Raw genomic sequence first — 22932 nt, 5'->3', positions numbered from 1 at the left:
TCATCGGCATTGGGTTAACAGGCGGCGCAAGTTGCGCCGCGCGCGGAATTGTTCGTCTGGGTTGGCATTACCATACTTCATCGCGGCATAGATTGCCAGAAACTGTGCGATGGCGGCGTGCGCCTCGGGCGTGGCCTTGCCTGCGGCCAGGCGCGCAGCATAACCGTGCGGGCCTTCATGCGGCGCACGGCTGTAGCCGCGCTGCGCCTGCTGGCGGCAAAACTGCGCGTACAGGGCGTCGAGTGGATCGCCTTGCCTCGCTTGCCTCCACCAGACCAGTGCGCCAGCTGCGGCGGACAGCAGGGCCAGCACGGCGCAGACGAGGGCCAGGGTCGTCGCCGGCAGATTTTTCAAACTATCGAGCATGGCGCGCTGGCGCTGTGGCGTGGTGTCGAGCGCCCAGCTGCTCCAGGCGTGCTCGGCCTGCTGCCATTGCTGGCGCCACGCGGCAACCGCGCCGTTGGCGCCGCCATTGAGGCCGGCCAAGGCGCGCCACGCCGTCAGCGGCGACGGGGCCGCTGGCAGGGCGGCGTCCAGGTTGCGCTCGGTGCGCAGGGGGGCGACGGCGCTGGTGGGATCGATGCGCACCCAGCCCCTGCCCGCTAGCCACACTTCGCTCCAGGCATGCGCGTCGGACTGGCGCACAGTCAGGCTGGGGCTGCCGCCGTCAGTGTTGCGTGCACCGCCCTGGTAGCCCGTGACGACGCGCGCGGGGATGCCCATGGCGCGCATCAGCACGACGAAGCTGCCCGCGTAATGCTCGCAAAAGCCCGCCTGCGTGGTAAACAGGAAGTCATCGACGCCTTGCTTGCCCAGCAGCGGTGGCTGCAGGGTGTAGCGGAAGGGCGCGCGGTGGAAGTGGTCGAGCACGGCGGCGATGGCGTCGGTGGGCACCAGCATCTGCGCGCCGCTGCCGCGCAAGGCGCGGGCCCAGGCCACGCTGCGCGGGTTGCTGCCAGCGGGCAGGGCCAGCCATGGCTGCTGCTGGGCCAAAGACAGGCCGGCCTGCAGCCGGTAGCGGGGCTGGGAACTGACGCGGTAATGCACGGTCGAAGTAATGGGGTGTATGGTCAGCACTTCCAGCGCGGACGAGACGACGTATGGGTTGCCGGGCAAGCGTTCGATGCTGCGAGGCAGGTCGAGGGCGAAGATGCGCCGCTGGCCGCTCGCTTGCAAGGTCACTTCGTATTGGCTGGGCTGGCCTTCCAGGGTGATGTCTATGCGGCTGTCGCTGGCAGGCGCGCGTCGGCCCGCGCCCCTGCGCGTCCAGGTGGCACCGTCGTAGTCGCCCAGCACCACGCCGCGCCAGTACAGCTGGTCTTGCGGCGGGAGTGGCGTGGAAAAGCGGGCCGTGAAGACGGGTTCGTTTGATACGGCCAGCGAGGCGATGGCGCCCGCTTGCATGCTGTCCGACAAGCCCGTGCGCGCCTGCGCGCCCTCGTGCGGCGCACCCCACAGGGGAGCGTCGGGACGCGGCACGGCAAGAAACATCACGGCCGACAGGGGAATGGCCAGCGCCAGCATGCGCCCCAGCAAGCCTAGCCTTTGCGCCAGGCGGGGCTGCAGCGTGCCGTACTGGGCCGACAGCAGGGCGGCCAGCAGGACGATGACAGTGGCCAGCATCCAGGCGGCGCTGAGAATGCCTTGCGCATGAAAAAAATTGGCCAATAGCAAAAAGAAACTGAGGAAGACGAAGACGAAGATGTCGCGCCGGCCATGCATTTCCAGCGATTTCAAGGCCAGCAGCAGGGCCAGCATGGCCACGCCCGCATCGCGTCCCAGCAGCGTGCCATAGCTGGCGTACACGCCGGCGATGCCCAGCAGGGCCAGCGGCACGAGCAGGGCCAGCTGCGGCTGGCGCCGGCCCCGCACGGTAATGATGGCGCGCCACAGCAGGGGAGCGACAGCGGCGGCTGACAACCACGGGGGCAGGTGCAGCGCGTGCGGCGCCAGCACCATGGCGGCGGCCAGCAACAGCAGCAGGATGTCGGCCTTCTCGCGCGGCAAGCTTGCCAGCCAGTGTTTCATGGCACCGCCTGATCTTGCTGCAGATTATGCAGGGCCAGCGCGCGCAGGCAGGCGTCGCGCTGGCTGGCACCCAGGGCCGGTGCCAGAGTCAGCACACCCAGGCGCAAGCCATACGGCAGGCCCGTGCGGTCCGCCTGCAGCACCCAGGCTGCCAGGCGCGACAGGCACGCTTCCGGCGCCAGCGCGTGCAGGTCCGCGTGGTCGAGCATAAGGTTGCCATGCGTGCCGTGCGGTGCGCCAGCTGGCGCGTCGGCGCCAGGCTGGAATTGTTTGCTGAACAAATGCTCTCCGTCATGGCGGGCGATCTGGCGCCAGGCCAGGCGTTGCAAGGGATCGCCGGGCTGGTAGGCGCGCACGCCGGCCAGTTCCAGGACGCCGCCGCGCGCGCACCGTGTGCCCTGGTGTACCGCGCCGGCCAGCCAGGGCAGCGGCGGCGCATCTTGCTCGGGGTGCGGATACACGAGCACGCGCGCCTCAGGCTGCCAATGGCACCAGGCAATAAACAGGCCCAGTGGAAAACTGCCGGACAGGCGCACGGCTGGCGCATTCAGCCAGCCCCGTTGCTGCGTTGCCACGCCGATGCTGACGGCCGTTTCCCCGTGGGCGGCGATATCGGCCAGGCCGGGTGCTGCTGGCGAACCGATGACGGCCAGGCGGATCGCATGGCGCGGGCGGGTGCTGCGGTTGATCAGGCGCAAGGTGAATAAGGCGTGGCTGCCCGCAAACACGGGGTTGCCCGGTGTGGCTGCCAGCGACAGCCCCGCCAGGTTGCGGCTGGTAAACAGCATGTCGGCGATGGCGCAGGCGGCCGCGAAATACGTCAGCGCATAGCCCAGGCCCAGGCGGTAATTGACGGCGGCGATCCACAGCGCCAGTAGCAGCGCGGCAAATGCCAGGCCCGCACGCGAGGGGCGGATGTGCACGCGTTGCGCGCCCAGCCAGGGGCGCGCCGGTAGCCATGGAATAGTGCGCCAGCGCATGCCGCTCAGACGGGGATGCTCAAGAGCAGGTGCTGCAGCAGCGCGCGGCTGTCCGTGGCCCCTTGCGCGGCATGCAGGCGGTGGGCGCAGACGGGCAACAGCACGGCTTGCACATCGTCGGGCGTGACGTGGTCGCGTCCGGCCAGGGCGGCCCAGGCGCGCGCCGCCTGCAACAGGGCCAGCGCGGCGCGCGGGCTGAGGCCATCGGCAAACACGCCGGGCACGCGGGTGGCATGCACGAGGGCCAGCACGTAGTCGACCACGGCGGGCGAGGCGTGGATGGCGCGCAGGCCCGCTTGCGCCTGCAGCAATTCCTCCGCGTTCATCACGGCCGGCAAGGTTTGCAGCATGGCGCGGCGGTCGGTGCCCAGCAGCAGCGCCCGTTCGGCGGCCGCATCGGGGTAGCCGAGGGTGACGCACATGAGAAAACGGTCGAGTTGCGATTCTGGCAGGGGGAAGGTGCCCAGCTGGTGCGCGCAGTTTTGCGTGGCGATGACGAAAAACGGCTGCGGCAGCGCGTGCGTGACGCCATCGAGCGTCACTTGCCGCTCTTCCATCGCTTCCAGCAAGCCCGATTGTGTCTTCGGCGTGGCGCGGTTGATCTCGTCGGCCAGCAGTACTTGCGTGAACAGGGGGCCGGGGTGAAAGGTGAAACTGGCGCTGGCGCGGTCATACACGCTCATCCCGGCCACGTCGGCGGGCAGCAGGTCGCTGGTAAATTGCTGGCGCTTCCATTGCAGGCCCAGCGAGATGGCCAGCGCATGCGCCAGCGTGGTCTTGCCCACGCCGGGCACGTCTTCGATCAGCAGGTGGCCGCCCGCCAGCACACAGGCGAGGGTCTGGCGGATCTGCAAGTGTTTGCCGACGAGAACTTCGCCGATCTGCCGTGCGGCCTGGTGTATTTTCGAAAACATGTTATTTCTATCACAGTACGTGAGATTATTTAATTTACAATCGCTTTGGCCAGGTCAAACGGCGCTGCCCGCTTGCTGCGCGCTCGTGGTAGATTAGAGTGACAGCAAAGGCGGCAAGGGCGGCACAGACCAGCCAGTGATTTTATGCGAGAACGCGCCAGGCAGGCAGGAATGCTCTGCAGTGACTTCGGCGCGCGTTCCCGGTATGGATAGAGAGCAGAGACAGAGGTAACCAGTACAGCGCATGAGCACAGCCATTTATACCCATCCCGATTGCCAGCGCCACGAAATGGGCGACTGGCACCCTGAATCGCCGGCCCGCTTGCAGGCCATCAATGATCAATTGATCCTCGCGCACATCAGCGACCTGGTCGAGCACCGCGACGGCGTGCGCGCGCAATTGTCCGATATCGAGCGCAACCACAGCGCCACGGCCATCGGCCTGGTGCGCGACAATGTGCCGCTGGAGGGCGATTACTATCCGCTCGACGGCGATACCCTGCTCAACGCGCACAGTTATGAGGCGGCGCTGGCCGCCGCTGGTTCGGCCGTGGCGGCCACGGACGCCGTCATCGATGGCGAGATCAGCAACGCCTTCTGCGCGATCCGCCCGCCCGGCCACCATGCGCGGCCCAGCGAGCCGATGGGTTTCTGCCTGTTCAACAATGTCGCCATCGCCGCCAAGCATGCACTCGACGTGCGGGGCCTCGAACGGGTCGCCATCGTCGACTTTGACGTGCACCATGGCAATGGCACGGCCGAATCCGTGGCAAATGATTCACGCATCCTGATGGTGAGTTTTTTTCAGCACCCGTTTTATCCGTACAGCGATGTCGAGTCTTACACCGACACGCGCGTCAACGTGCCCGTGCCGGCCCGCTCGAAGGGCGATGCCGTGCGCCAGCTGGTGCTCGACCACTGGCTGCCGGCGTTGCACCGGCAGCAGCCGCAGATGATTTTCATTTCCGCCGGTTTCGATGCCCACCGCGAAGACGACGTGGGCGGCATGGGCCTGGTGGAGGCCGACTACACGTGGCTGACGCAGCAGATGATGGCCGTGGCCGATCAGTATGCCAAGGGCCGTATCGTCAGCTGCCTCGAAGGGGGCTACAACCTGTCGTCCCTGGGCCGCAGCGTGGCGGCACATGTGAAGGCGCTGGCGGAGCTGTAAGGGCGCAGCGTTAATTACAGCAAGCTGGGGCGGCTGCGGGAATTGGTATGGCGGTGGGTCTGGTAATCGAGTGCATCGCCGGCCATGAAGCGGCGCCAGGCTTGCGTGTAGACGAGCGATGATTTATCCGCGTCGAAGCTGTCGAGCTGCAACATGTCGCGGTGGTGCTTGATTTCATTGACCAATTGGTCATACAGCATTTGCAAGCCATAGCTGTCGGCGCTCTGGCGTTTCAGGCGCTCTTCCAGCTGCGCCACCTGCCCCTGCAACTGCCGGCATTCCTGCTTCCACTGCTGCATGCTGCCATTGCGCGGCACGCGCTTGGGCGCCGCCTTGGCGGGGCGCGGGCTGGCACCTTCGCATTCCGCGTGTGCCTCCGGCGCCGTGCCAGTGTGTTCCATCATCATATCGACCTATCCCCATCGCGTATCTCCCGGAGCCAGCCTGGAAATCATTGCTTTTCATTTAAGAGGCGATATTAGAGCATACTTTTTTGTTGCTTGCAGTAAATATAAGAATCCTTGTGGAAATGCTTGACCTGGCTTCCCGGGCGCGTATCACTGGTGAAGTGCTGCCTTCAAGGGCGCTGCGGGGGCGGCTCCGGCCATTTTTCCGTCGTCGGCGTATGTCAGGGTCAGCAGGGTATTGTCGTCCCAGTTCACGTCATGCAGCGGCGGCACGTAGCGCTGGCGGTCTTCCGTGACGCGGATGTCCAGCGTGCGCTCGCCCGAGCGCGCCTGTACGCCCAGCAGCTTGCGGAACACGGGAAACGGCACGTGGATCAGCGACGAGTGGCAGGGCCCGCCCGCCAGGCGGAACAGGTTGCGCCGGACAAAGGGCAGGTCATCTTGCTCGACGGCCCAGCGGATTTCGCATTCCAGGCGCAGGTCGCCCAGGCGGCGCACGTTCTGGGGCAGGCCCGGCGTGTGGATGTCGGCGCGCCAGCGCAGGGTGTCGCGCTTCTTGTTGCTGACCAGGTCGGCATTCGCGTCGTAGGCGGTCTTGTCGCGCGTCAGCGTGAAGCCGCCGTCCGCCGCCAGGGGGACGGGGATCGACAGGTTGTCGGCCGACAGGTGCAGCGTCACGCCATCGAGCCTGGCCTGGGGCGTGGCGGGGATCAGCATGAAGCGCAACGGAGCGCCCGGCGCCAGGCGCTGGTGGTCGGCATACGCGTCGAGTCCCTTTAGCATCGTGCGGTAGGGGCGCAAGTCGGGATCGCGCGTGCCTTGCACGTCGACAACCTGCTGCATTGCCTGGCTGGCCGTGTCGCCCGGCGGCACCGCTTGTTCCTGGGCCATGGCGGGCAGCAGGCAGGCGCAAAGGGGGGCAAGGAGGAAAAAACGGGGAAGATGCATGGAATGCGTGCCAGGTTGAGCTTGCAATAGGGAAACCGGCCAGGCTGGACGGACTGCGGATCTTATCATTCAAGTAACTGCTAAATTATCACCAATTGTCTCGTCCGCGTCGCACGGCTGGCGCTGGCGGTGGAAAATGGGACGTCGTGGCGGCAACCACGTAAAATAGCGGATTGACTGAACGAACTGAAGGCAAGAGCATGGCGATACAATGGTACCCAGGACACATGAACGCGGCCCGCAAGAAAGCGGCCGAGACCATGGAAAACACCGACCTGGTGATTGAAGTGGTGGACGCGCGCCTGCCGGCAGCCAGTTGCAATCCCATGGTGGACGAGTTGCGCCTGTTCCGCCAGCGCCCTTGCCTGAAGATCCTCAACAAGACCGACCTGGCCGATCCGGCCGCCACTGCCGCCTGGGTGGCCTATTTCAATGCCCAGGAAGGCGTGACCGCGTATGCGATGACGACCAAGAAGCCGGGCGACGTGGCGCGCATTCCAGACCTGGCCAAATCGCTGGCGCCGCATCGCGGCGTGCCGACCAAGCCGCTGCGCATCATGATCATGGGCATCCCCAACGTGGGCAAGTCGACCCTGATGAACGCGCTGCTGAAAAAGCGCGTGGCGAAGGTGGGCGACGAGCCGGCCGTCACCAAAATGCAGCAAAAGTTGTATCTGGACAAGAACACCATCCTGGTCGACACGCCCGGCATGCTGTGGCCGAAGATCGCCATCCCCAGCGACGGCCTGATGCTGGCGGCCAGCCACGCCATCGGCTCGAATGCGCTGATCGAAGAGGAAGTGGCCGTGTTCCTGGCCGAGGAATTGCTCAAGCGCTATCCGGACTTGCTGGCGGCCCGCTACGGCACCAAAGTCGGCGAAGTCGATGCCATCGGCGTAGTCGAGGGCATCGCCGCCAAGCGCGGCTTCCGCATCAAGGGCGGCGACTACGATTTCGAGAAAGCCTCGCATACCTTGCTGCTCGACTACCGCAGCGGCATCCTGGGACGCATCTCGCTGGAAACGCCGGATACGCGCGCGGCCTTGCTGACCCTGCACGCGGCCGAGATGGCGGAAAAAGCGGCCATAGCGGCAGCGATTGCGGCCGAAAAAGCAAAAAATGCGGCGCGCGGCAAGCGCGGCACGTAATTCAAGCGACAGCCATGCAAAAAGCGCCGCGACATCACTGTCGCGGCGCTTTTTTTATGCGCTGCCAGATTATCCGAACTTGAAGCTGGTAACGGCCAGCGCCCCAAAAAAGTCCTCCTCGTGATACACCACGTGCGCCGCTTCCTGCTCGGCCGCGCCCAGCGCCACCATCAGCGGCAGCAGATGGTCTTCCTGCGGATGCGCCTGGCGCGCGCCCGGCGCGCGGTCCCAGGCCAGCAATTGCGCCAGCCTTTGTGCCGGCGGCAAGGCCATCGCCTGGCGCAGCCAGGCATCGAACTGGTGCGAGGCGACGGCGCCCGCCTGGCCGAACTGGCGCAGGTTATGGTAAGACAGGCCGCTGCCGACGATCAGCACGCCCTGCCGGCGCAAGCTGGCCAGCGCGCGGCCCACCTCGATGTGCGTGAGCGGATCGTAGCCGTGTTTCAGCGACAATTGCACCAGCGGCACGTCCGCCTGTGGGTAGATGGGGAACAGGGCGCTGAAGGTGCCGTGGTCGAAGCCTCGCTCGTGGTCGAGACGTGCCGGGTGGCCGGCCGCGTCCAGCAACTGTTTTACCTGCGCCGCCAGTGCCGGCGCGCCGGGCGCCGGGTACTTGATCTGGTAGGTGTGCGGCGGAAAGCCCGAATAATCGTAAATCATGCCCGGTTGGGGGCTGGCCGAGACGAGAAATTGCGGCCCTTCCCAGTGCGCCGTGACCACCAGCACGGCTTTCGGGCGCGCGCCGATCTGGCGCGGGATGTCCTGCAGCGACGCTTCGAGCACGTCGTAGCGGTCGCCGAACTGGTCTTTCATGAACGGCCACGGGCCGCCGCCGTGCGACAGGAAATAGGTGGGGAAGGTGTGCTCTTGCATGGCGGCTCCAGAGTGGAATGACTGATGCTATCGATGATAGTCATGCGCGGTCAGTTGATCAAGATCGCAATTATTGATATATCATTTCCATTTTGTTGATGATGGGATGGTCATGGATACCTTGCGCAGCATGCGCGTGTTTCGCGCCGTGGTGGAACTGGACAGTTTTGTGCGCGCCAGCGAGCGCCTGGATCTGTCGCCTGCCATGGTCAGCAAGCATGTGATGCACCTGGAGCGCCACCTGGGTGCGCGGCTGCTGAACCGCAGCAGCCGCCACCTGAGCCTGACGGAAATCGGCAAGGTGTATTTTGAACAGTGCCGCGACATGCTCGACAATCTCGATGAAGTGGAAGCGACCGTGGGCCGCACGACCGTGGTGCCGCGCGGCATGCTGCGCCTGAGCGCCCCCGTCTGGTTCGCCAACGCCATCTTTACGCGCACCCTGGTGGCTTACCGCGAGCGCTTTCCGGAAGTGACGTTTGACATCGATTTGAGCGGGCGCGTGGTCAACCTGGTGGAAGAGGGCTTTGATCTGGCCCTGCGCGTGAGCCAGGCGCCATCGCCGACCCTGATTGCGCGGCCCATCGGCAGCATCGCCTTTCACCTGGTGGCTGCGCCCGCCTACCTGGCGCGCGCGGGCCAGCCGCACCTGCCGCAAGACCTTGCGCGGCACGCCATGATCAGCTATTCGCTTTTATCAAACGGCAATGAACTGGCCTTCGACGGGCCGCAGGGACACGAGACGGTAAAGTTCTCGCCCGTGCTGCAATGCAATAACGAAAGCCTGCTGCACGCGGCCGCACTCGATGGCATGGGCATCGCCCTGTTGCCGTCGTGGCAAACGGATGCGGACCTGGCGGCAGGGCGGCTGGTGCGCCTCTTCGACGGCTACCAGCTGGCGGGCGGCAAGGTGTACGCCGTCTACACCAGCCGCCGCTACCTGTCGTCGAAAGTGCGCACCTTCATCGACTTCCTGGCCGATGAAGGGCGCCTGGGGACGTAACTACGCCAGTGAGCGCTTGACGTCGATCAGCGCGAACAGGCGCGCGCTGCGCATCCACGCCAGCACCAGCGCCGCCAACTGCGTCGCCAGCAGGCCGGCGACGATGGCCAGCGGGCCCGGGGCGGCCAGGTTCAGGCGCGCCACGCCCAGCAGCGCATACAGCGCCAGTCCCAGCACGGTAATGACGAGGTAGATGGCCAGGCAGGCCAGCGGACGCTGGCGCAGCATGCCGAGGCCCCGCCACCAGGCCTTGACGGCCGAGGTGCGGCGCCGGTCGACGGCCAGCGCCGCGCGGCCCGCGTCGAGCGTGGCGCAGGCCAGCAGGAAGAGCAGGCCCGTCGCCAGCAAGGCCAGATGACGGGCCAGGTCGGCATCGGCTTCCAGGATGGCCTTCGCCGCATGCTTGTCGGCCAGTTTCAGCGCGCCGGCGCCGATCGCCAGCGCCACGCTCAGCGGCACGATGCTCCACAGCAGCATGCGCAGCATCCGGCCGTATTCGCTGAAGGCGCCCGTCAGCAGGGGGCCGAAGCCCAGAGGCGCAGGGGCGCGTGCGGCCGTCACCACCAGGCCGCTCAGCAGTGGCGACAGCAGCAGGGTCAGGACGATGCCGGCGATGGCGGCCTGGCTGATGGCGGCGCCGTTGCGTCCCGTATTGGCCACCAGGTCGGCCAGGGTCATCAGGTCGAGCTTGTGCGCCAGGGCCGCCGCATGCACAGCCTGATCGAGGCTGGCGCTCAAGGTGCGCCACAGGGGAATGACGGCAAGGATGGCAGGGATCAGCAGCAGGCCCGCCCACAGCAGCAGCAAGCGCCATTGCAGGGCGGCGCGGCTGGCGCGCGTGGTCAGGGTCAGGCCGCTGGCCCGTGTCGTGGAAGTGGCGCTCATACGATGGCAATCAGGGAAAGGAGGTATTGGAAGGCAGCGGCGAGGTCGAGGCTCCAGCGCCGTGCGGCCGAGGTGTCGGCTTTCAGGGTGCGGCTGTCATCGAGCTTGTTGACGTCGAGGTAATGCACGCGGTCGGGGTCGAGTTCGGCCGAGACGGCCTTCACGGGCTTGCTCCAGGTGTAGCGCTGCCACAGCTGGTCGTTATCCCATACCACGCGTTCGGACGTGCCATCGGCAAATTTCACCAGCAGCACCTGCGGCACGGGCGCGCCGCGCCGGCGCAGCACCACGCTGGTGAGATATGCATACGGTCCCGTGCCGGGCTTGGCGTCCGGGTGCGCCTTCTCCCATGCCTCGCGCACTTTTTTCTCCTCTTTTTCCAGCGCGTCGGGCGTGTGTTCCACGCGCTTGCCGTTCACCAGTGCCATGCCGGCCAGCGGCGTCTGCTCTTCGCTGGTGAAGCTGCCGATGTGGTCGTCGATATTCGCGCTGGCATAGACTTGCTGCGCGAAGACCTGTTCCACGATGCGCCGCTGGCCCGTCGCCTCGGCCAGCGCTTCGCGCAGGTCGGCTACGCTGGGGTGGCGGAATTTCCACTGTTCGTAATACGCCTTGAAGCCCCGTTCCATGGCATCGCTGCCGATGCGCGCTTCCAGGTCGCGCATGGTGATGGCCGTGCGGCTGTAGACGGGTCCCACGCCCTGCAGGCGATTCCAGGCATTCTGGCCCAGCGGGTCGGCCGCATCCTGGCGCGGTGCGGCCATGCGCTCGAATTCGAAGACCTTGAAGACGGGGTCGAAGCCCAGGCGCTTGAGCAGGGGCGTGGTGGCGTGGATGTCCTGGCCGCGCGCGCGCAGCATGCGCTGGTCCCAGTACTCGTTCAAGCCTTCATCGAGGATGGGCTCCTCGAACTCGTTCGAGGCCAGGATGCCGTAGAAATAGCCATGGCCGAATTCATGGATGGTGACGAAATCGAGGCCGAATTCGGGAATGGTCTTCGGTTCCAGCTTGGCGTAGCTCGAGGCGGTGATGAAGGTCGGGTATTCCATGCCGCCCGCTTCGGCCGCATTAAACGGTGGGATCACCACCGTCAGGGTCTTGTACGGATACGGGCCCAGGGTGCGCGAGAAATACGTGAGTGCATCCTTGGCCGCCTGCAGCGCGGGCCCCGCGTTGGACGCGTACTCGGGCGGGTACAGCACCTTGATGGCCACCGGCGGGCTGCCAGGACCGCTCCAGCTGCCCGTCAATGGCTGCGCGCTGCGCTTGTCGGCCGTCCAGGCGAAATCGTGCACGTCGCCCTGTACATAGTGATGCGTGAGCATGCCGTCCTTTTCCTGCGGCGCGCCCTGCAGCTCGCCCGTGGCGCCCACCGTGTACTCCTTGGGCACGGTCAGCTTCACGTCGTAGTTGCCGAAATCGGCGTAGAACTCCGAGTTCAGGTGAAATTCATGCGCGTTCCAGCGCGGCGCGGTGGCGCCCCGTTCGCCGGGCAGTTCCAGCACGGCGATCTTGGGGAACCACTGGCCCACCAGGTGGAAGCTGCCGAAATAGCCGGTGCGCGCGATGACGCGCGGCAGCTGGTCGAAGAAGCGGATGTCGAGCGTCGTCTCGGCGCCAGGCGCGACGGCCTGCGGCAAGTCGACGCGCACGACGCTGCGGTCGGTGGCCGGACCGTTGTCGGGCTGGACGAAATGCCAGGGAGCCTTGGCGCCGTTCTGCGTCATGCTGCGCAGTTCGATGTAGCCCCACTCGCCGTCGCGCGTGTCGACGCCCGAGCGGAAGCCCGTGTCGAACTTGCGCTTCTCGGTGAAGAAGGTCGAATGTTCGCCTTCGAACGCATTCAGGTACAGGTGCAGGTACACGCTGCTGACGGCTTGCGCGCTGCGGTTGCGCCAGCGCAGTTTCTGCTGTCCATCGATGGTGTGCTTGACGGGATCGAGCGTCGCTTCGATCCGGTAGTCGACCACGCGGTCCGACAGGGTCGCTTGCGCGGCCGTGCGCGCGCCGCCCCAGGCGTTGCTGGCGCTGGGCGTGCTGACGGCGGATGCGTGCGGCAAGGCCGGGGCGATGCCGTCGGCGGGGGGCGCCAGCGGCACGGGCGCGCTGGCCGGCTTGCCCTGGCCCGGCTGGGCGAACAGGTCGGCCTGCAGGGCCAGGCCTGCCAGCAGCATGGCGGTGATGGAGAGGGCTTTGAGCTTGCCCGAGATGGGGAAAAAACCAATGCTGCGGCGTGTGCCGCGGGGACTTGGCGGCCCCCGGCGCGTTGTGCTACGACTTTCCATGCGTGACTCCCACAGTGACTTCTTATTGTTGATTTTCAAATGCAGTCGGCTGCGCCCAGGATCACCGGGCGCACCTTAATATACCTACAAAAATGCCAAATCACCAATAAAATATTGGCATAAGGAAAGTACCATCGGGCTGCTGCTTGCGGCGCCGCGCGCCGTGCGTATAATGGTTCGCTTTTGCCATCCCTCTCTTCCACTACCGTGCGTTCACGCTGCGGTGACGCCTCAAGCCTGCCTCCATGATGCCTGCCCCTCCCGTCCTGACCATCGCCACCCGCGCCTTGCTGTTGTGCGCCCTGGCCATGCCGGCGTGTGCGCAGGAGGGCGTGGATGGCGTCACGGCTGGCGTCACGCATGGCGACTTGTCCAGCGAACTGGGACAGGGCGGCCAGCACAGCGTGCGCGGCGCCCTGTCGCGTGACCAGGACGGCATGTCGCTCGATGTGGCCATCGACGGGCTACGCAATGGCAATTACCGCGATGGCAGCGTGTTTCAGCAGCGCGGCTTGAATGGGGGCGCGGAATGGAAGGTGCGCCAGGGCCGCTTCGGCTTCAGCGCCGAGCAGTTGAACCAGGACACCCACTATCCCGCGCCCGAGGCGCCATTCCTGGCCCTGCTGGCGGTCCGCCCGGAAGACCTTTACCGCTATGAAGTGCGGCGCGCCAGCGCCTTCGTGCAGCGCTATGTGGGCAATTTCGAGCTGGGCGTGGAACTGTCGCAGCGGGAAAAGCGCGCCACTGCCCACTATGCGGGCGAGGAGGGCAGCAGCGAATCGAGGTACAGCAGCCGCCGCCGGCAACTGGCGCCCCGCGTGCGCCATTACGGCAAGATGGGCGGCGTGGGCACGGATACGGAAGTGGGCCTCGACCTGATGCAGTGGCAGCGGCGCTCGGGGCGCGATGGCGACGGACAGCGCCGGCAGTATTCGCGCGCGCTGCTGCTGCGCGAAGAGCTGGCTTTCGGCGGCGCGTATGCGCCGCGCCTGCTGCTGGGGCTGCGGCATGAACAGTTCCAGCTCGATCCGGCCGACATGCCCGCCGGCGGCAGCGACTGGGAAAACCAGAATGCCTGGGACTTGCAGGGCAGCTTGCAGCTGCGCCCGCAACTGAGCGTGTACGCCAAGGCCGCGCGCAGCTACCGCATCGACGATGATGGCTATACCAGCGCCGGCTACCGTCCCCTGGCGGGACAGCTGCGGCGCGAAACGGAAGTGGGCGCCACCTTCGGCGACGCGGCGCGCAGCGCTTCCGTGCGCATCTTCAGCGAGCGCCTGAGCAACCAGATAGTCTTCGACCAGAGCCTGGGCCAGCTGGGCTTTGCGGGCAACCTCGACCCTTCGCGCCGCGACGGCATCGCCATCGAGGCCAGCATGGCGCTGGCGCGTGACTGGCGCCTCGACGGGCAGGTGCGGCAAGTGCATGCGCGCTATGACGATTACGCCTACGATGGCCCGGATATCGCCCTCGTGCCCAAGACACTGGCCAGCCTGCGCCTGTACTGGACGGGGCAGGCCGGCGCCAGTGCCGACGTGGGCGTGCAATGGCTGCGGGCCCTGCGCTATGGCCGGGATTTCGACAACAGCTGCCTGGCGCAAGTGCCCGCGTTCGCCACCCTGGACGCGCGCCATACGCGCAAGCTGGGTGTCTGGGAGCTGGAACTGGCCGGCAGCAACCTGGCCAACCGCCGCCATTACGGCGATGCACCGGGCTGCCGCTCGAGCATTTACCTCAACGACGCGCGCCAGCTGCGCGTGTCGGCGCGCTACCATTTCTGAGGCAAAGGCATAGCGGCGCTTAAAAGCGGCTTAATCGGGCGCAAACGGAGCGCGTAAAAGTGCCTTTTTTCCGCCCGAGCTTCAATGGGCAGCGCAAAAAGTGGTAATCTCGCCCCGTTCACGACCACTTTATGATGAAGGATTAATATGCGTTTTCTGCGTTTTCTGCGTTTCTTGCGTCCCCTGCTCGCCGCCGTCACCCTGGTGGCGGCCACCGGCGGCGCCATGGCGGCCGATACCGGCTTTACCACGCTCCCCACGCCAGTGCGCACGGACACGGGCAAGAAGGTGGAAGTGGTGGAGTACTTCATGTATTCCTGCCCGCATTGCTATGCGCTCGATCCGCTGATGCACGACTGGGTCAAGAAGCAGGGCGACAAGATCGCCTTCCGCCGCATCCACCTGGCCTTCAACGGCCCGAAAGATCCGCAGGCGCACGCCTATGCCACGCTGGAAGCGATGGGCCAGCTGGACCAGTTCCACGACAAGATCTTCCGCGCCATCCACGTCGAACGCAACCGCCTGAACCGCGATGACGCCATCCTCGAGCTGCTGGTGAAGAACGGCATCGACAAGGCCAAATACCTGGACATGTTCAATTCCTTCGGCGTGCAGACCAAGCTGAAACGCAACGAGCAGCTGATCACTGCCAGCAAGATCGACAGTGCGCCGACCATCGTCATCGATGGCCGCTTCGTGACGTCGCCGGCGCAGTTGTCGCGTCCGGGCCAGTCCGAGCCGCAAACCCAGACGGCGACTCTGCGCGTGATGGATGAACTGGTGGCGCGCGTCCTGAAAGAGCGCGCTCCCGCGCCAGCGAAGAAGTAAACCGGAGATCGTCATGAAACAGCTGCCCTGGACTTTGTGCGTACTGGCCCTCGCCCTCGTGGCGTGGCTGACGCTTGCCGTCGTCAACGTGGAAAACCAGCGCAATGCGCTGGTCACCAAGGCTTGCGTGGACCCCGCGTTCAAGAACGAGGTCGATGCGAAATGCCTGGCGTCCGTGCAGTCGCGCGCGCACTGGTGGCAGCATCTTGGCTACGCCATGACGCACCTCGGGAATTGAAGGCGTCTGCATGAAAAACCCGCCGCGCGCGGGTTTTTTTTTGTCCGCGTATGATAAAGCCACAACCATCGAGGAGGGACAATGAAGGAAGTGATCTTGATTACCGGCAGCAGCCGCGGTATCGGCGCTGCGACGGCACAGCTGGCGGCGCGCCAGGGCTATGCCGTCTGCGTCAATTACGTGCGCGATGCGCAGGCGGCGGAGGAACTGTGTGCGCGCATCGTCGCTGGCGGCGGCGAGGCCATTGCCGTGCAGGCTGACGTGGGCGATGAAGCCGACGTGGCGCGTTTGTTTGACGAAGTCGACGCGCGCCTGGGGACGCTCACGGCGCTGGTCAACAATGTGGGCGTGCTGGAGCAGAAATGCCGGCTGGCCGACATTTCCGTGCAGCGCCTGGAACGCGTGCTGCGCACCAACGTGATCAGTTATTTCCTGTGCTGCCAGCAAGCCGTGCGGCGCATGTCCACGGCAAACGGCGGGCAGGGCGGGCGCATCGTGAATGTCTCGTCGGTGGCCGCGCGCATCGGCTCACCGGGCGAATACATCGATTACGCGGCCTCGAAAGGCGCTGTCGATACCTTGACCATCGGGCTGGCAAAGGAAGTGGCGGCCGAAGGCATTCGCGTCAACGGCGTGCGGCCCGGCATCATCTACACGGACATTCATGCCTCGGGCGGCGAGCCGGGGCGGGTGGCGCGCCTGGCGTCCGGCGTGCCCATGCAGCGCGGCGGCCAGCCGGAAGAAATTGCCGACGCCATCCTGTACCTGCTGGGGCCGGGAGCTAGCTATGTGACGGGCAGCATCCTCGATGTGGCGGGCGGCCGCTGATTTTCAACGCTTTTTCAACTTATTTTCAAATCTGGCAAGCAATTGATTCAAGCGCCGGGCCAATTATCAAGTGGAGCAAGCGAGTCCAGAATGGCGGGGTGCCATGCGCACATCGATCAACCCATCTGGAACTACCATGCCTGCTTCTGCTTTTGCCCCCGCCATCCTGGCCCTGTCGCTGCTGGCCGTCGCGCCAGCCTGTTCCGCCACGCATCTGCCCATGCCGGCCCACCTGTCCGGCGCCGCAGCCACCGACAAGGTGGTGCTGGCGGGGCGCCGCTATGCCGCATTCTGGCAGAGCGGCGACCCGGCCCTGGCGCGCCTGGCGCTGGCAGACGACTTTACGGATCGCAGCCTGCCCGCCGGCCGTCCGCAGGGGCTGGCCGGTCCGCTGCAGGCGTCGTAAGTGTTTCACGCCGCCGTGCCGGACTTGAAGGTGGCCATCGAGGAAATGCTGGTGGCGGGAAGCCGGGTCACGCTGCGCCTGCATTTCACGGGCAGGTTCACGGGCGTCTTCCCCGCGCCGCAAGGAGTCGTGCAGGGGCAGGGGCAGGCGATTGATTTCCACGTTTTTGATTTATACCAGGTCAACGCGCAGGGCCGCATCAGCGACAACTGGCATTTGGAAGATAAGCTGACCCTGCTGCGCCAGCTGGGCGTGCTGCCACAGTAATGGCGGCCCTCAGGCTTGCAGCACGGCGAACTGCTGCAGCAGGAAGTCGGCCAGCAGGGCGACGCGGGGCGGCTGGAAGCGGCTGCGCCGGTACAGCAGGTTCAGGGGACCGCTATCGTCAAAGTAATCGTCGAGCACCGTTTGCAAGCGCCCCGCGCGCAGGTCGTCGCCGATGTCAAGCAGGGATTTGTAGGCATAGCCATGGCCGGCCACGGCCCAGCGGCGCAGGATTTCGCCGTCGTTGCTGTGCCAGGCCCCTTGCAGGCGCAGGCTGTGGCGCTTGCCATCCTCGTGGTAGCGCCATTCCTGCGGCGCGCCATCGCCCGCCGTGAGCACCAGGGTAGGCAGCATCGCCAGGTCGCGCGGCACGGCCGGCAGGCCCACGCGGGCGGCCAGCGCGGGCGCCACGCACACGACGCGCCGGCCCGGATGCAGCAGGCGCGCCACCATCTCGCTGTCGGGCAGCTCGCCGTAGCGGATGGCCAGGTCGATGTCGTCCTGTACCAGCCTGGCCGTGGCGTCGGTGAGTATCAGCGCGTGGCGCACCTGCGGGTCATGCGGGATGCGCGGCCGCAGGGGCAGGCGTTGAAGGGGGAGCAGAATGGGGCGTGATCACCACGGTGCAGGTGGTGCCGGCCACCAGGACCAGGTTCTTGTCCTGCTCGTCGATGTGGATGCGCACGGGCACGCGCTGCGCCAGGCGCACCCAGTTGAAGGTGGGATTGACGTCGGCCAGCAATTCACGGCCCGTTGCGGCGTCGCGGTCGGTGATGCCGCGCGCAATGCTCTCGATATGGCCATGCAGGGTGCCGCCGCTCATCAGATTCATTTCCGCCTTGTCGTCCTGCGCCAGCATGCCCAGCTTGGTCTCTTCGAAATAGCCGACGACATAGTACGAGGCGCTGTCGATGACGGCCAGCTTGGCCGCGCCGACGGCGGCGAAATCGCCCTTGTGCACGTTCAGGTTCGTCACGTAGCCGCTGACGGGCGCACGCACGGTGGTGCGTTCCAGGTTCAATTGGGCCAGTGCACGGGCGGCCAGCGCCGCCCGCACCTGCGACGAGGCCGAACTGGCGGCAAACGCCGCGCTTTCACGGCTTTCCGTGGAGATGATGCTGGCGTCGAGATTGGCGCGGCGCTGCGCTTCCTTGCCGCGGCGTCCCTGCTCCGTCCTTTGCGTGGCCAGCACGGCGTCGGCCTGCGCCAGCGCGCTCGCATAGCGTTCCTTGTCGACGATGAACAGGATATCGCCCTTTTTCACCACCTGATTGTCGCGCACCAGTACGTCCGTGACGGTGCCGGCCACGTCGGCGCTGATGTTGACGATATCGGCCTTGATGCGCCCGTCGCGCGTCCACGGCGATTCCATGTAGCGGTCCCAGACGGTCTTGCCTATCCACAGGGCTGCGGCCAGTAGCAGCAGGGTGATGGCATAGCGGGTCAGTTTGCTTACCATGTCGGTAGCCCTTCCTTGATCAGATTGAACATTTTTTATTTGAGCGTTATTGGTACAGCGATAAAGCCAGCGCGCCGAAGATGGCGATGAAGATGCACAGCCGCGCCAGCGAAGGGTGCCACACCATGCGGTACACACCCAGCCAGCCCAGCACGCGGTCGAGCAGGGTTTGCAGGCCGATGCTGAGGATGAACAGGGGCAGCAGGGTGGGAATCAGAATTCCGAACAGGGCGAATTCACGCGGCATGATGGTCTCCGGCGCCAGGCGCCATGTTGTCGAGTAATGAGGTGTAGATCGAATGCAGGTCGACTAGCGCCGTCTGCAGGCGCACGCCCTGTTCCGGTGCCGTGCCGCTGGCAGCCTGGGCCGCCCGCACCACGGCGCCCGCCTGCAAGGTGGCCGCCAGCGCCGCCTGCAGTTGCGCCTCGCCGCGCGTGCGCAGCCAGGCGGCGAGGCTGTCCACGCAGCGCTGCAGGGCGTCGCGCGCGGGGCTGTTGCCGGAGGAGCTGGCGATCAGTTCGCGCAAGTCAATCACCGAGTGGCCGATTTCCAGCAGGGTCAAGGCCTGGCGCACGACGGCGCGCGTAGCGCCCCCCGGCGCCGGGCCGGCCGCCGCGTTGAGCTGGCTGAGCAGGTCGCGCACGCGGTTGTCGAAACGGTGTTTTACGCGGCGCGCGGGCGCCGTGCACGCATGCAGCGCTTCGCGCCACAGGGCCGGGCCGATATGGTCCTTGTGGCCCATCGTGTGCTCGGGCAGCAGCACGGCAAACACGAGGGCGGCCAGCATCAGTCCCACGATTAGCGCCATGCCCGTGTTCAGGAAGGCGGCGCCATCGACGCGCATGACGTTCAGTGGCGCCATCTGCGTGATGAAGGTCGACACGCCCAGGCCCACGCCCAGCTTGGCGGGATTCGTCATCAAATACAGGCCCACGGCCAGGAAGGGCGCAAAACTCAGCACCAGCATGGGGAAGCCGTCGCCGTGCAGGAGCACGAAGTACACGCACACGAGCGACAACGGCATGGCGATCAAAAATCCCGTCAGCACCTGGCGGATCATCATGATCGGACGGGGCGAGGACGAGGCCAGCGCGCAGAACACGGCCGCCATCAGCATCGCCGTGCCGGCGTAGGGCCAAGCCAGGAAGTAGGCGCCCAGGGCCAGCAGGGCCAGGCTGATGCCGGCGCGCGCGCCGCTGGCGATCACCAGCGCGGGCGGCGTCTTCGGCGCATACGCCTGCGGCGTGCCGATGGCCAGAGGCGTGTCGTGCGCCAGGCTGAAATAGACTTCGTGAAAGCGGCTCATGTCGCGCGCGAAGCGTTCCAGCAGCTCGCACATAGTGTCGAAATCGATGCGCTGGGCATGCACGATGGTCGCGCTATCGATGTCCATGCGCGCCTGGCCCAGCGCCGTTTGCAAATGCTGCTGCATGGTGTCGAGCGAGTCTTGCGAGGGCGTGGCCTGCAGCGCCTCGGCGACGATGGCGTACAGGGGCGCGCACGCTTGCATGACTTGTGTCTCGCCATCGCGCTGCAGGCGGTCGAACAGGCGGTGGAAGGTGTAGAAGGTGGTCAGCGCCGTCATGAAGGTAGCGTTGAAGGCATGCAGCTTGCGGTTTTGCGCGCGCACGTGGCTTACTTTGCTGGTGACTTCGAACAGGGCGGCCGAGCGGCCCAGTTCCAGCGCCGCCACGTCGGCGGCAAACTGCAAATGCGTCAGTTCCACCTGCGCAGGCGTGAGTTTTTGCTGCAGCACGTCCTGGCAAAAGGTGAGGAATTTGCCGTAGCGCGCCTGCACCGTGCGCATCACTTGCGTGCCCTGGTGGCGCGGCAACAGCACGCTGGAGACGACGGCCGAGCAGATGATGCCCAGGCTCACTTCGGCCACGCGCGTGACGGCCAGCGCGAACACCTGCATGGGCTGCTCGATGGCGGGCAACACGATCATGCAGGCCGTGTAGCCGGCCAGCACATACACATACGACTGGGCGTTGCGGTGCAGGGCCGAGCCGCTCGTGCACAGGCCCACCCATAGTGCCAGGCCGGCGAACAGCAGCACGGGCTGCTGCGGGAACAGGCCGATCAGGGTCAGCGCGGCAGTGCATCCGAGCAGGGTGCCGCACAGGCGGTAAAAGCTTTTTTCCAGCACCATGCCGCTGCTGGGCAGGGCCAGGATGATGGTGGTGGTCATCGCCGTGCTGGGCGAGTCGAGTCCCAGCCGGTAGGCCAGCCACAGGGCGCAGAACGCGGCGATCAGGGTCTTGCCCACGTAAATCCAGCGTTCGCCTTCGGTCGTGCGCCAGTCCTGCAGCGCCAGCGCCAGCCAGTGGGCCGCCCGGGACAGGGGGCCGTGCGTGAATGTTGTTGCTGTGGCTGGCGTCATCGATAGGCTATCAGTTCTGGTTGTGGAGATTGTTGAGGTTGCGCAACTGGCGCATGTACAGCTTGTCGAGCACTTGCAGCTCTTCTTCCGTAAAACCCTCGTACAGGGCCGAGGTTTCCTGGTACACGTCGGGCAGCGCCGTTTCGATCAGCGCGCGGCCCTTGTCGGTCAGCGAAATCATCACCGAGCGGCGGTCGCCGGGACGCGTGCCGCGGTGGATCAGGCCGCGCGTTTCCAGGTCGTTGCAGACGCGCGTCAGGTTGGCCGGCTTTTCATGGCAGGCCATGCCTAGGGTGCAGGCGTTCGAGGTTTCATCGTCCGTGCCGTACAGCACGGCCAGCACCATGTAGCTGGCATCGACCAGGTCGTGCTTTTTCAGCGCCGCATTGGTCAGGTCCTTCATGCCTTTTTGAATGTGGTACGTCATGCGCAACAGGCGCATCAGTTCCATGGGGAAGCCTGGCATGCGCGTGCGGATGTTTTGCAGCCGCTTGGAGGTGGCGTCAAAAGCGGTCATGTCATATTCCTTCATGTGTGAATAAAGTTCCGATTGTATCTTGTTGAGCCATGGCAATACCAGGATTGCAACACTAGATGCCGCCTCCCAGTGCATTCATCAAGGAAACGTACAGATCGAGCTCGCGTGCCCCATTTTGCGCCTGCTGTTGTTCTTCCGCCAGCAGCGCCACTTGCGTGTTGAGCATGTTGATGGCGTCGCTCATGCCCGCCTTGTACGCCTTTTCCGCCAGGTCGCGTGCGCGCTGGGCCGTGGCCAGCGCCTGCACGGTAAGCTGGTGCTGCTTTGCCAGCGACTGGGCGCGGGTGACGGCGTTGGCCACGTCCGACATGGCGTTGATGACGGTGGCGTTGTAATGCTCCACGGCGCCGTCGTACACGGCCGTCTGGCTGCCCAACTGGGCGCGCAAGCGGGCGCCGGCAAAGATGGGCAGGCTCAGCGCGGGCGAGGCGCCGCGGATGTCCGAGTTGGCATCGAGAAAATGGCTGAAGCCGAAGGCCTGGAAGCCGGCAAAGGCCACCAGGTTGACGTTTGGATAAAACTCGGCCTTGGCCGCGTCGATGCGCTGCGCCGCCGCTTCCACGCGCCAGCGCTGGGCGGCGATGTCGGGACGGCGGCCGATCAGGTCGGCGGGCAGGGCGGCGGGAATGGCCAGCGGCTGGTCCAGGCGCAGCACGGGGCGCGTGAACGCCGCGCCGGCTGCCGGACCCTTGCCCGCCAGGGCCGCCAACTGGTTGCGCAGCAGGGCCAGCGACTCGGCCGACTGCTCCAGCTGGCGGCGTCCCGCCGGCAAGGTGGTTTCGATTTGCGCCACGTCGATGTCGGTGCCGATGCCGGCGGCCTTGCGCTGGCGCGTGATGTCGAGGACGCGGGCGCGCTGCGCCAGGCTGCGTTCGATCACGTCCTGCAGCTGGAATTCATACGACAGCTGGATGTAGGTGCGCACCAGCGCCGTTTCCAGGGCCAGGCGGGCCATCTGCGATTCGGCCGAGGCCATCTGCACGTCGCCCAGGGCGGCGGACAGGGCGGCGCGGTTGCGGCCCCACAGGTCCAGGTCGTACGAAGCTGTCACGGTGGCCTGGTTGCGCCAGGCGTAGTTGCCTGCCAGCGGCGCCGGCGTGCTGCCGTGCTGCGAATACAGCTCGCGGTTGATGGAGATATTGGCGTCCGCCTGCGGGCGGGTCTTGTCCTCGGCCGCGCCGGCCAGCGCTTCGGCCTGGCGCACGCGCGCCTGGGCGCCGCGCAGGGTGGGGCTGTCGGCCAGCGCCTGCTCCATCAAACGGTTCAGTTGGGGGTCGTGCAAGTCTTGCCACCATTGCGTGCGCGGCCATTGTATGGCGGCACTGGCGGCGGCATCCACGGCCTTGCTGGCCTGCAGCTTGTTGGCGTCGAGCATGGCCGATTGCGGCGCGATATGGCCCATGTCGGCGCAAGCGCTCAAGGCAAGGATCAGGCTGGCGGCAAGCAGACGGCGGTGCAGGGACATGCAGGAACTCCGGGAGAAGATAGTGACGGGGGTGTTGCTGACAGCTCGCCGCGGTGAGCTTCGGGAGTGGCCCGAGTGCTGCGCCGCAACTGAGGTGTG

At 65.9% G+C, this 22932-nt stretch carries 21 protein-coding genes and 1 pseudogene; 8 read left to right on the top strand and 14 right to left on the bottom strand.

Annotation, left to right across the window (positions count from 1 at the left end; all coding sequences use genetic code 11):
- The 3 genes from ACQ4W0_RS03235 to ACQ4W0_RS03225 are packed head-to-tail and all read right to left on the bottom strand — an operon-like array spanning position 1 to position 3922.
- Positions 1-2028, bottom strand: a complete 2028-nt coding sequence (locus ACQ4W0_RS03235) for a transglutaminase TgpA family protein (RefSeq protein WP_436575470.1) — start codon at positions 2026-2028, stop codon at positions 1-3.
- A complete protein-coding gene (locus ACQ4W0_RS03230) occupies positions 2025-3008 on the bottom strand; it encodes a DUF58 domain-containing protein (RefSeq protein WP_436575469.1) in 984 nt (327 codons plus the stop codon). The genes ACQ4W0_RS03235 and ACQ4W0_RS03230 overlap by 4 nt, the downstream gene beginning before the upstream one ends.
- Positions 3009-3013: 5 nt before the next feature.
- On the bottom strand, positions 3014-3922 hold the full coding sequence (locus ACQ4W0_RS03225; protein WP_436575468.1) for an AAA family ATPase: 909 nt from the start codon (positions 3920-3922) through the stop codon (positions 3014-3016).
- Between the two features lie 244 nt (positions 3923-4166).
- Between ACQ4W0_RS03225 and ACQ4W0_RS03220 the strand changes: the two genes are divergently transcribed.
- Entirely contained in the window at positions 4167-5093 is a 927-nt protein-coding gene (locus tag ACQ4W0_RS03220; protein WP_436575467.1) for a histone deacetylase family protein, read from the top strand.
- 14 nt (positions 5094-5107) lie between these two features.
- Here ACQ4W0_RS03220 and ACQ4W0_RS03215 read toward each other — a convergent pair whose 3' ends face one another.
- A complete protein-coding gene (locus ACQ4W0_RS03215) occupies positions 5108-5500 on the bottom strand; it encodes a hypothetical protein (protein WP_436575466.1) in 393 nt (130 codons plus the stop codon).
- A 150-nt stretch (positions 5501-5650) separates the two neighbouring features.
- On the bottom strand, positions 5651-6448 hold the full coding sequence (locus tag ACQ4W0_RS03210; RefSeq protein WP_436575465.1) for a hypothetical protein: 798 nt from the start codon (positions 6446-6448) through the stop codon (positions 5651-5653).
- 200 nt (positions 6449-6648) lie between these two features.
- On the opposite strand from ACQ4W0_RS03210, the gene ylqF reads away from it, so the two are divergent.
- Positions 6649-7596 (top strand): ribosome biogenesis GTPase YlqF, encoded by a 948-nt coding sequence (gene ylqF / locus ACQ4W0_RS03205; protein ID WP_436575464.1) that lies wholly within the window; start codon positions 6649-6651, stop codon positions 7594-7596.
- Between the two features lie 69 nt (positions 7597-7665).
- Here the strand turns inward: ylqF and ACQ4W0_RS03200 are convergent, their stop codons facing one another.
- Complete coding sequence (locus ACQ4W0_RS03200) at positions 7666-8469, bottom strand: DODA-type extradiol aromatic ring-opening family dioxygenase (protein ID WP_436575463.1); 804 nt, start codon at positions 8467-8469, stop codon at positions 7666-7668.
- A gap of 112 nt (positions 8470-8581) precedes the next feature.
- Here ACQ4W0_RS03200 and ACQ4W0_RS03195 point away from each other — a divergent pair, with 112 nt between their 5' ends.
- Complete coding sequence (locus tag ACQ4W0_RS03195) at positions 8582-9472, top strand: LysR family transcriptional regulator (RefSeq protein ID WP_436575462.1); 891 nt, start codon at positions 8582-8584, stop codon at positions 9470-9472.
- Here ACQ4W0_RS03195 and ACQ4W0_RS03190 read toward each other — a convergent pair whose 3' ends face one another.
- Both ACQ4W0_RS03190 and ACQ4W0_RS03185 read right to left on the bottom strand, forming a co-directional pair.
- Positions 9473-10357: a hypothetical protein gene (locus tag ACQ4W0_RS03190; protein WP_436575461.1), complete on the bottom strand. Its 885-nt coding sequence runs from the start codon at positions 10355-10357 to the stop codon at positions 9473-9475.
- Positions 10354-12642 carry a M1 family metallopeptidase gene (locus ACQ4W0_RS03185; RefSeq protein WP_436575460.1) on the bottom strand — a complete coding sequence of 763 codons (2289 nt, stop codon included), beginning with the start codon at positions 12640-12642 and terminating at the stop codon, positions 10354-10356. Before ACQ4W0_RS03185 ends, ACQ4W0_RS03190 begins: the two co-directional genes overlap by 4 nt.
- A 245-nt stretch (positions 12643-12887) precedes the next feature.
- Here ACQ4W0_RS03185 and ACQ4W0_RS03180 point away from each other — a divergent pair, with 245 nt between their 5' ends.
- The 5 genes and pseudogenes from ACQ4W0_RS03180 (at position 12888) to ACQ4W0_RS03160 (ending at position 16990) form a co-directional block, all read left to right on the top strand.
- Complete coding sequence (locus tag ACQ4W0_RS03180; RefSeq protein WP_436575459.1) at positions 12888-14423, top strand: TonB-dependent receptor domain-containing protein; 1536 nt, start codon at positions 12888-12890, stop codon at positions 14421-14423.
- Between the two features lie 147 nt (positions 14424-14570).
- Positions 14571-15251 (top strand): thiol:disulfide interchange protein DsbA/DsbL, encoded by a 681-nt coding sequence (locus tag ACQ4W0_RS03175; RefSeq protein WP_436575458.1) that lies wholly within the window; start codon positions 14571-14573, stop codon positions 15249-15251.
- 13 nt (positions 15252-15264) lie between these two features.
- Positions 15265-15489 carry a hypothetical protein gene (locus tag ACQ4W0_RS03170; protein WP_436575457.1) on the top strand — a complete coding sequence of 75 codons (225 nt, stop codon included), beginning with the start codon at positions 15265-15267 and terminating at the stop codon, positions 15487-15489.
- 81 nt (positions 15490-15570) lie between these two features.
- Positions 15571-16317: an SDR family oxidoreductase gene (locus ACQ4W0_RS03165; RefSeq protein ID WP_436575456.1), complete on the top strand. Its 747-nt coding sequence runs from the start codon at positions 15571-15573 to the stop codon at positions 16315-16317.
- 136 nt (positions 16318-16453) lie between these two features.
- Positions 16454-16990, top strand: a pseudogene (locus tag ACQ4W0_RS03160) (ester cyclase).
- 9 nt (positions 16991-16999) lie between these two features.
- Here the strand turns inward: ACQ4W0_RS03160 and ACQ4W0_RS03155 are convergent.
- From ACQ4W0_RS03155 to ACQ4W0_RS03130, 6 genes are all read right to left on the bottom strand, one after another.
- Positions 17000-17536 carry a substrate binding domain-containing protein gene (locus tag ACQ4W0_RS03155; RefSeq protein ID WP_436575455.1) on the bottom strand — a complete coding sequence of 179 codons (537 nt, stop codon included), beginning with the start codon at positions 17534-17536 and terminating at the stop codon, positions 17000-17002.
- Between the two features lie 7 nt (positions 17537-17543).
- Entirely contained in the window at positions 17544-18446 is a 903-nt protein-coding gene (locus ACQ4W0_RS03150) for an efflux RND transporter periplasmic adaptor subunit (RefSeq protein WP_436575454.1), read from the bottom strand.
- A gap of 46 nt (positions 18447-18492) precedes the next feature.
- Complete coding sequence (locus tag ACQ4W0_RS03145; protein WP_101484274.1) at positions 18493-18693, bottom strand: DUF1656 domain-containing protein; 201 nt, start codon at positions 18691-18693, stop codon at positions 18493-18495.
- A complete protein-coding gene (locus tag ACQ4W0_RS03140; RefSeq protein ID WP_436575453.1) occupies positions 18683-20830 on the bottom strand; it encodes an FUSC family protein in 2148 nt (715 codons plus the stop codon). Before ACQ4W0_RS03140 ends, ACQ4W0_RS03145 begins: the two co-directional genes overlap by 11 nt.
- Positions 20831-20840: 10 nt before the next feature.
- The gene (locus ACQ4W0_RS03135; protein ID WP_436552396.1) at positions 20841-21347 is read right to left on the bottom strand and encodes a MarR family winged helix-turn-helix transcriptional regulator; all 507 of its coding nucleotides are present in this window, start codon (positions 21345-21347) and stop codon (positions 20841-20843) included.
- Between the two features lie 73 nt (positions 21348-21420).
- Entirely contained in the window at positions 21421-22833 is a 1413-nt protein-coding gene (locus ACQ4W0_RS03130) for an efflux transporter outer membrane subunit (RefSeq protein ID WP_436575452.1), read from the bottom strand.
- Between the last annotated feature and the right edge of the window lie 99 nt (positions 22834-22932).

Origin of the sequence: Janthinobacterium breve (genome assembly GCF_051380895.1) — a bacterium.
Classification (GTDB): domain Bacteria; phylum Pseudomonadota; class Gammaproteobacteria; order Burkholderiales; family Burkholderiaceae_D; genus Janthinobacterium.
Note: the sequence above shows the minus strand (reverse complement) of the source record. Positions and strands in the feature narration are given on the sequence as shown.

Coding starts and splice junctions, on each gene's coding strand:
- ACQ4W0_RS03195 (WP_436575462.1), top strand. CDS start 8,582: ATGGATACCTTGCGCAGCATGCGCGTGTTTCGCGCCGTGGTGGAACTG.
- ACQ4W0_RS03140 (WP_436575453.1), bottom strand. CDS start 20,830: ATGACGCCAGCCACAGCAACAACATTCACGCACGGCCCCCTGTCCCGG.
- ACQ4W0_RS03210 (WP_436575465.1), bottom strand. CDS start 6,448: ATGCATCTTCCCCGTTTTTTCCTCCTTGCCCCCCTTTGCGCCTGCCTG.
- ACQ4W0_RS03150 (WP_436575454.1), bottom strand. CDS start 18,446: ATGGTAAGCAAACTGACCCGCTATGCCATCACCCTGCTGCTACTGGCC.
- ACQ4W0_RS03165 (WP_436575456.1), top strand. CDS start 15,571: ATGAAGGAAGTGATCTTGATTACCGGCAGCAGCCGCGGTATCGGCGCT.
- ACQ4W0_RS03185 (WP_436575460.1), bottom strand. CDS start 12,642: ATGGAAAGTCGTAGCACAACGCGCCGGGGGCCGCCAAGTCCCCGCGGC.
- ACQ4W0_RS03130 (WP_436575452.1), bottom strand. CDS start 22,833: ATGTCCCTGCACCGCCGTCTGCTTGCCGCCAGCCTGATCCTTGCCTTG.
- ACQ4W0_RS03135 (WP_436552396.1), bottom strand. CDS start 21,347: ATGACCGCTTTTGACGCCACCTCCAAGCGGCTGCAAAACATCCGCACG.
- ACQ4W0_RS03170 (WP_436575457.1), top strand. CDS start 15,265: ATGAAACAGCTGCCCTGGACTTTGTGCGTACTGGCCCTCGCCCTCGTG.
- ACQ4W0_RS03215 (WP_436575466.1), bottom strand. CDS start 5,500: ATGATGATGGAACACACTGGCACGGCGCCGGAGGCACACGCGGAATGC.
- ACQ4W0_RS03230 (WP_436575469.1), bottom strand. CDS start 3,008: ATGCGCTGGCGCACTATTCCATGGCTACCGGCGCGCCCCTGGCTGGGC.
- ACQ4W0_RS03180 (WP_436575459.1), top strand. CDS start 12,888: ATGATGCCTGCCCCTCCCGTCCTGACCATCGCCACCCGCGCCTTGCTG.
- ACQ4W0_RS03235 (WP_436575470.1), bottom strand. CDS start 2,028: ATGAAACACTGGCTGGCAAGCTTGCCGCGCGAGAAGGCCGACATCCTG.
- ACQ4W0_RS03175 (WP_436575458.1), top strand. CDS start 14,571: ATGCGTTTTCTGCGTTTTCTGCGTTTCTTGCGTCCCCTGCTCGCCGCC.
- ylqF (WP_436575464.1), top strand. CDS start 6,649: ATGGCGATACAATGGTACCCAGGACACATGAACGCGGCCCGCAAGAAA.
- ACQ4W0_RS03145 (WP_101484274.1), bottom strand. CDS start 18,693: ATGCCGCGTGAATTCGCCCTGTTCGGAATTCTGATTCCCACCCTGCTG.
- ACQ4W0_RS03200 (WP_436575463.1), bottom strand. CDS start 8,469: ATGCAAGAGCACACCTTCCCCACCTATTTCCTGTCGCACGGCGGCGGC.
- ACQ4W0_RS03225 (WP_436575468.1), bottom strand. CDS start 3,922: ATGTTTTCGAAAATACACCAGGCCGCACGGCAGATCGGCGAAGTTCTC.
- ACQ4W0_RS03190 (WP_436575461.1), bottom strand. CDS start 10,357: ATGAGCGCCACTTCCACGACACGGGCCAGCGGCCTGACCCTGACCACG.
- ACQ4W0_RS03220 (WP_436575467.1), top strand. CDS start 4,167: ATGAGCACAGCCATTTATACCCATCCCGATTGCCAGCGCCACGAAATG.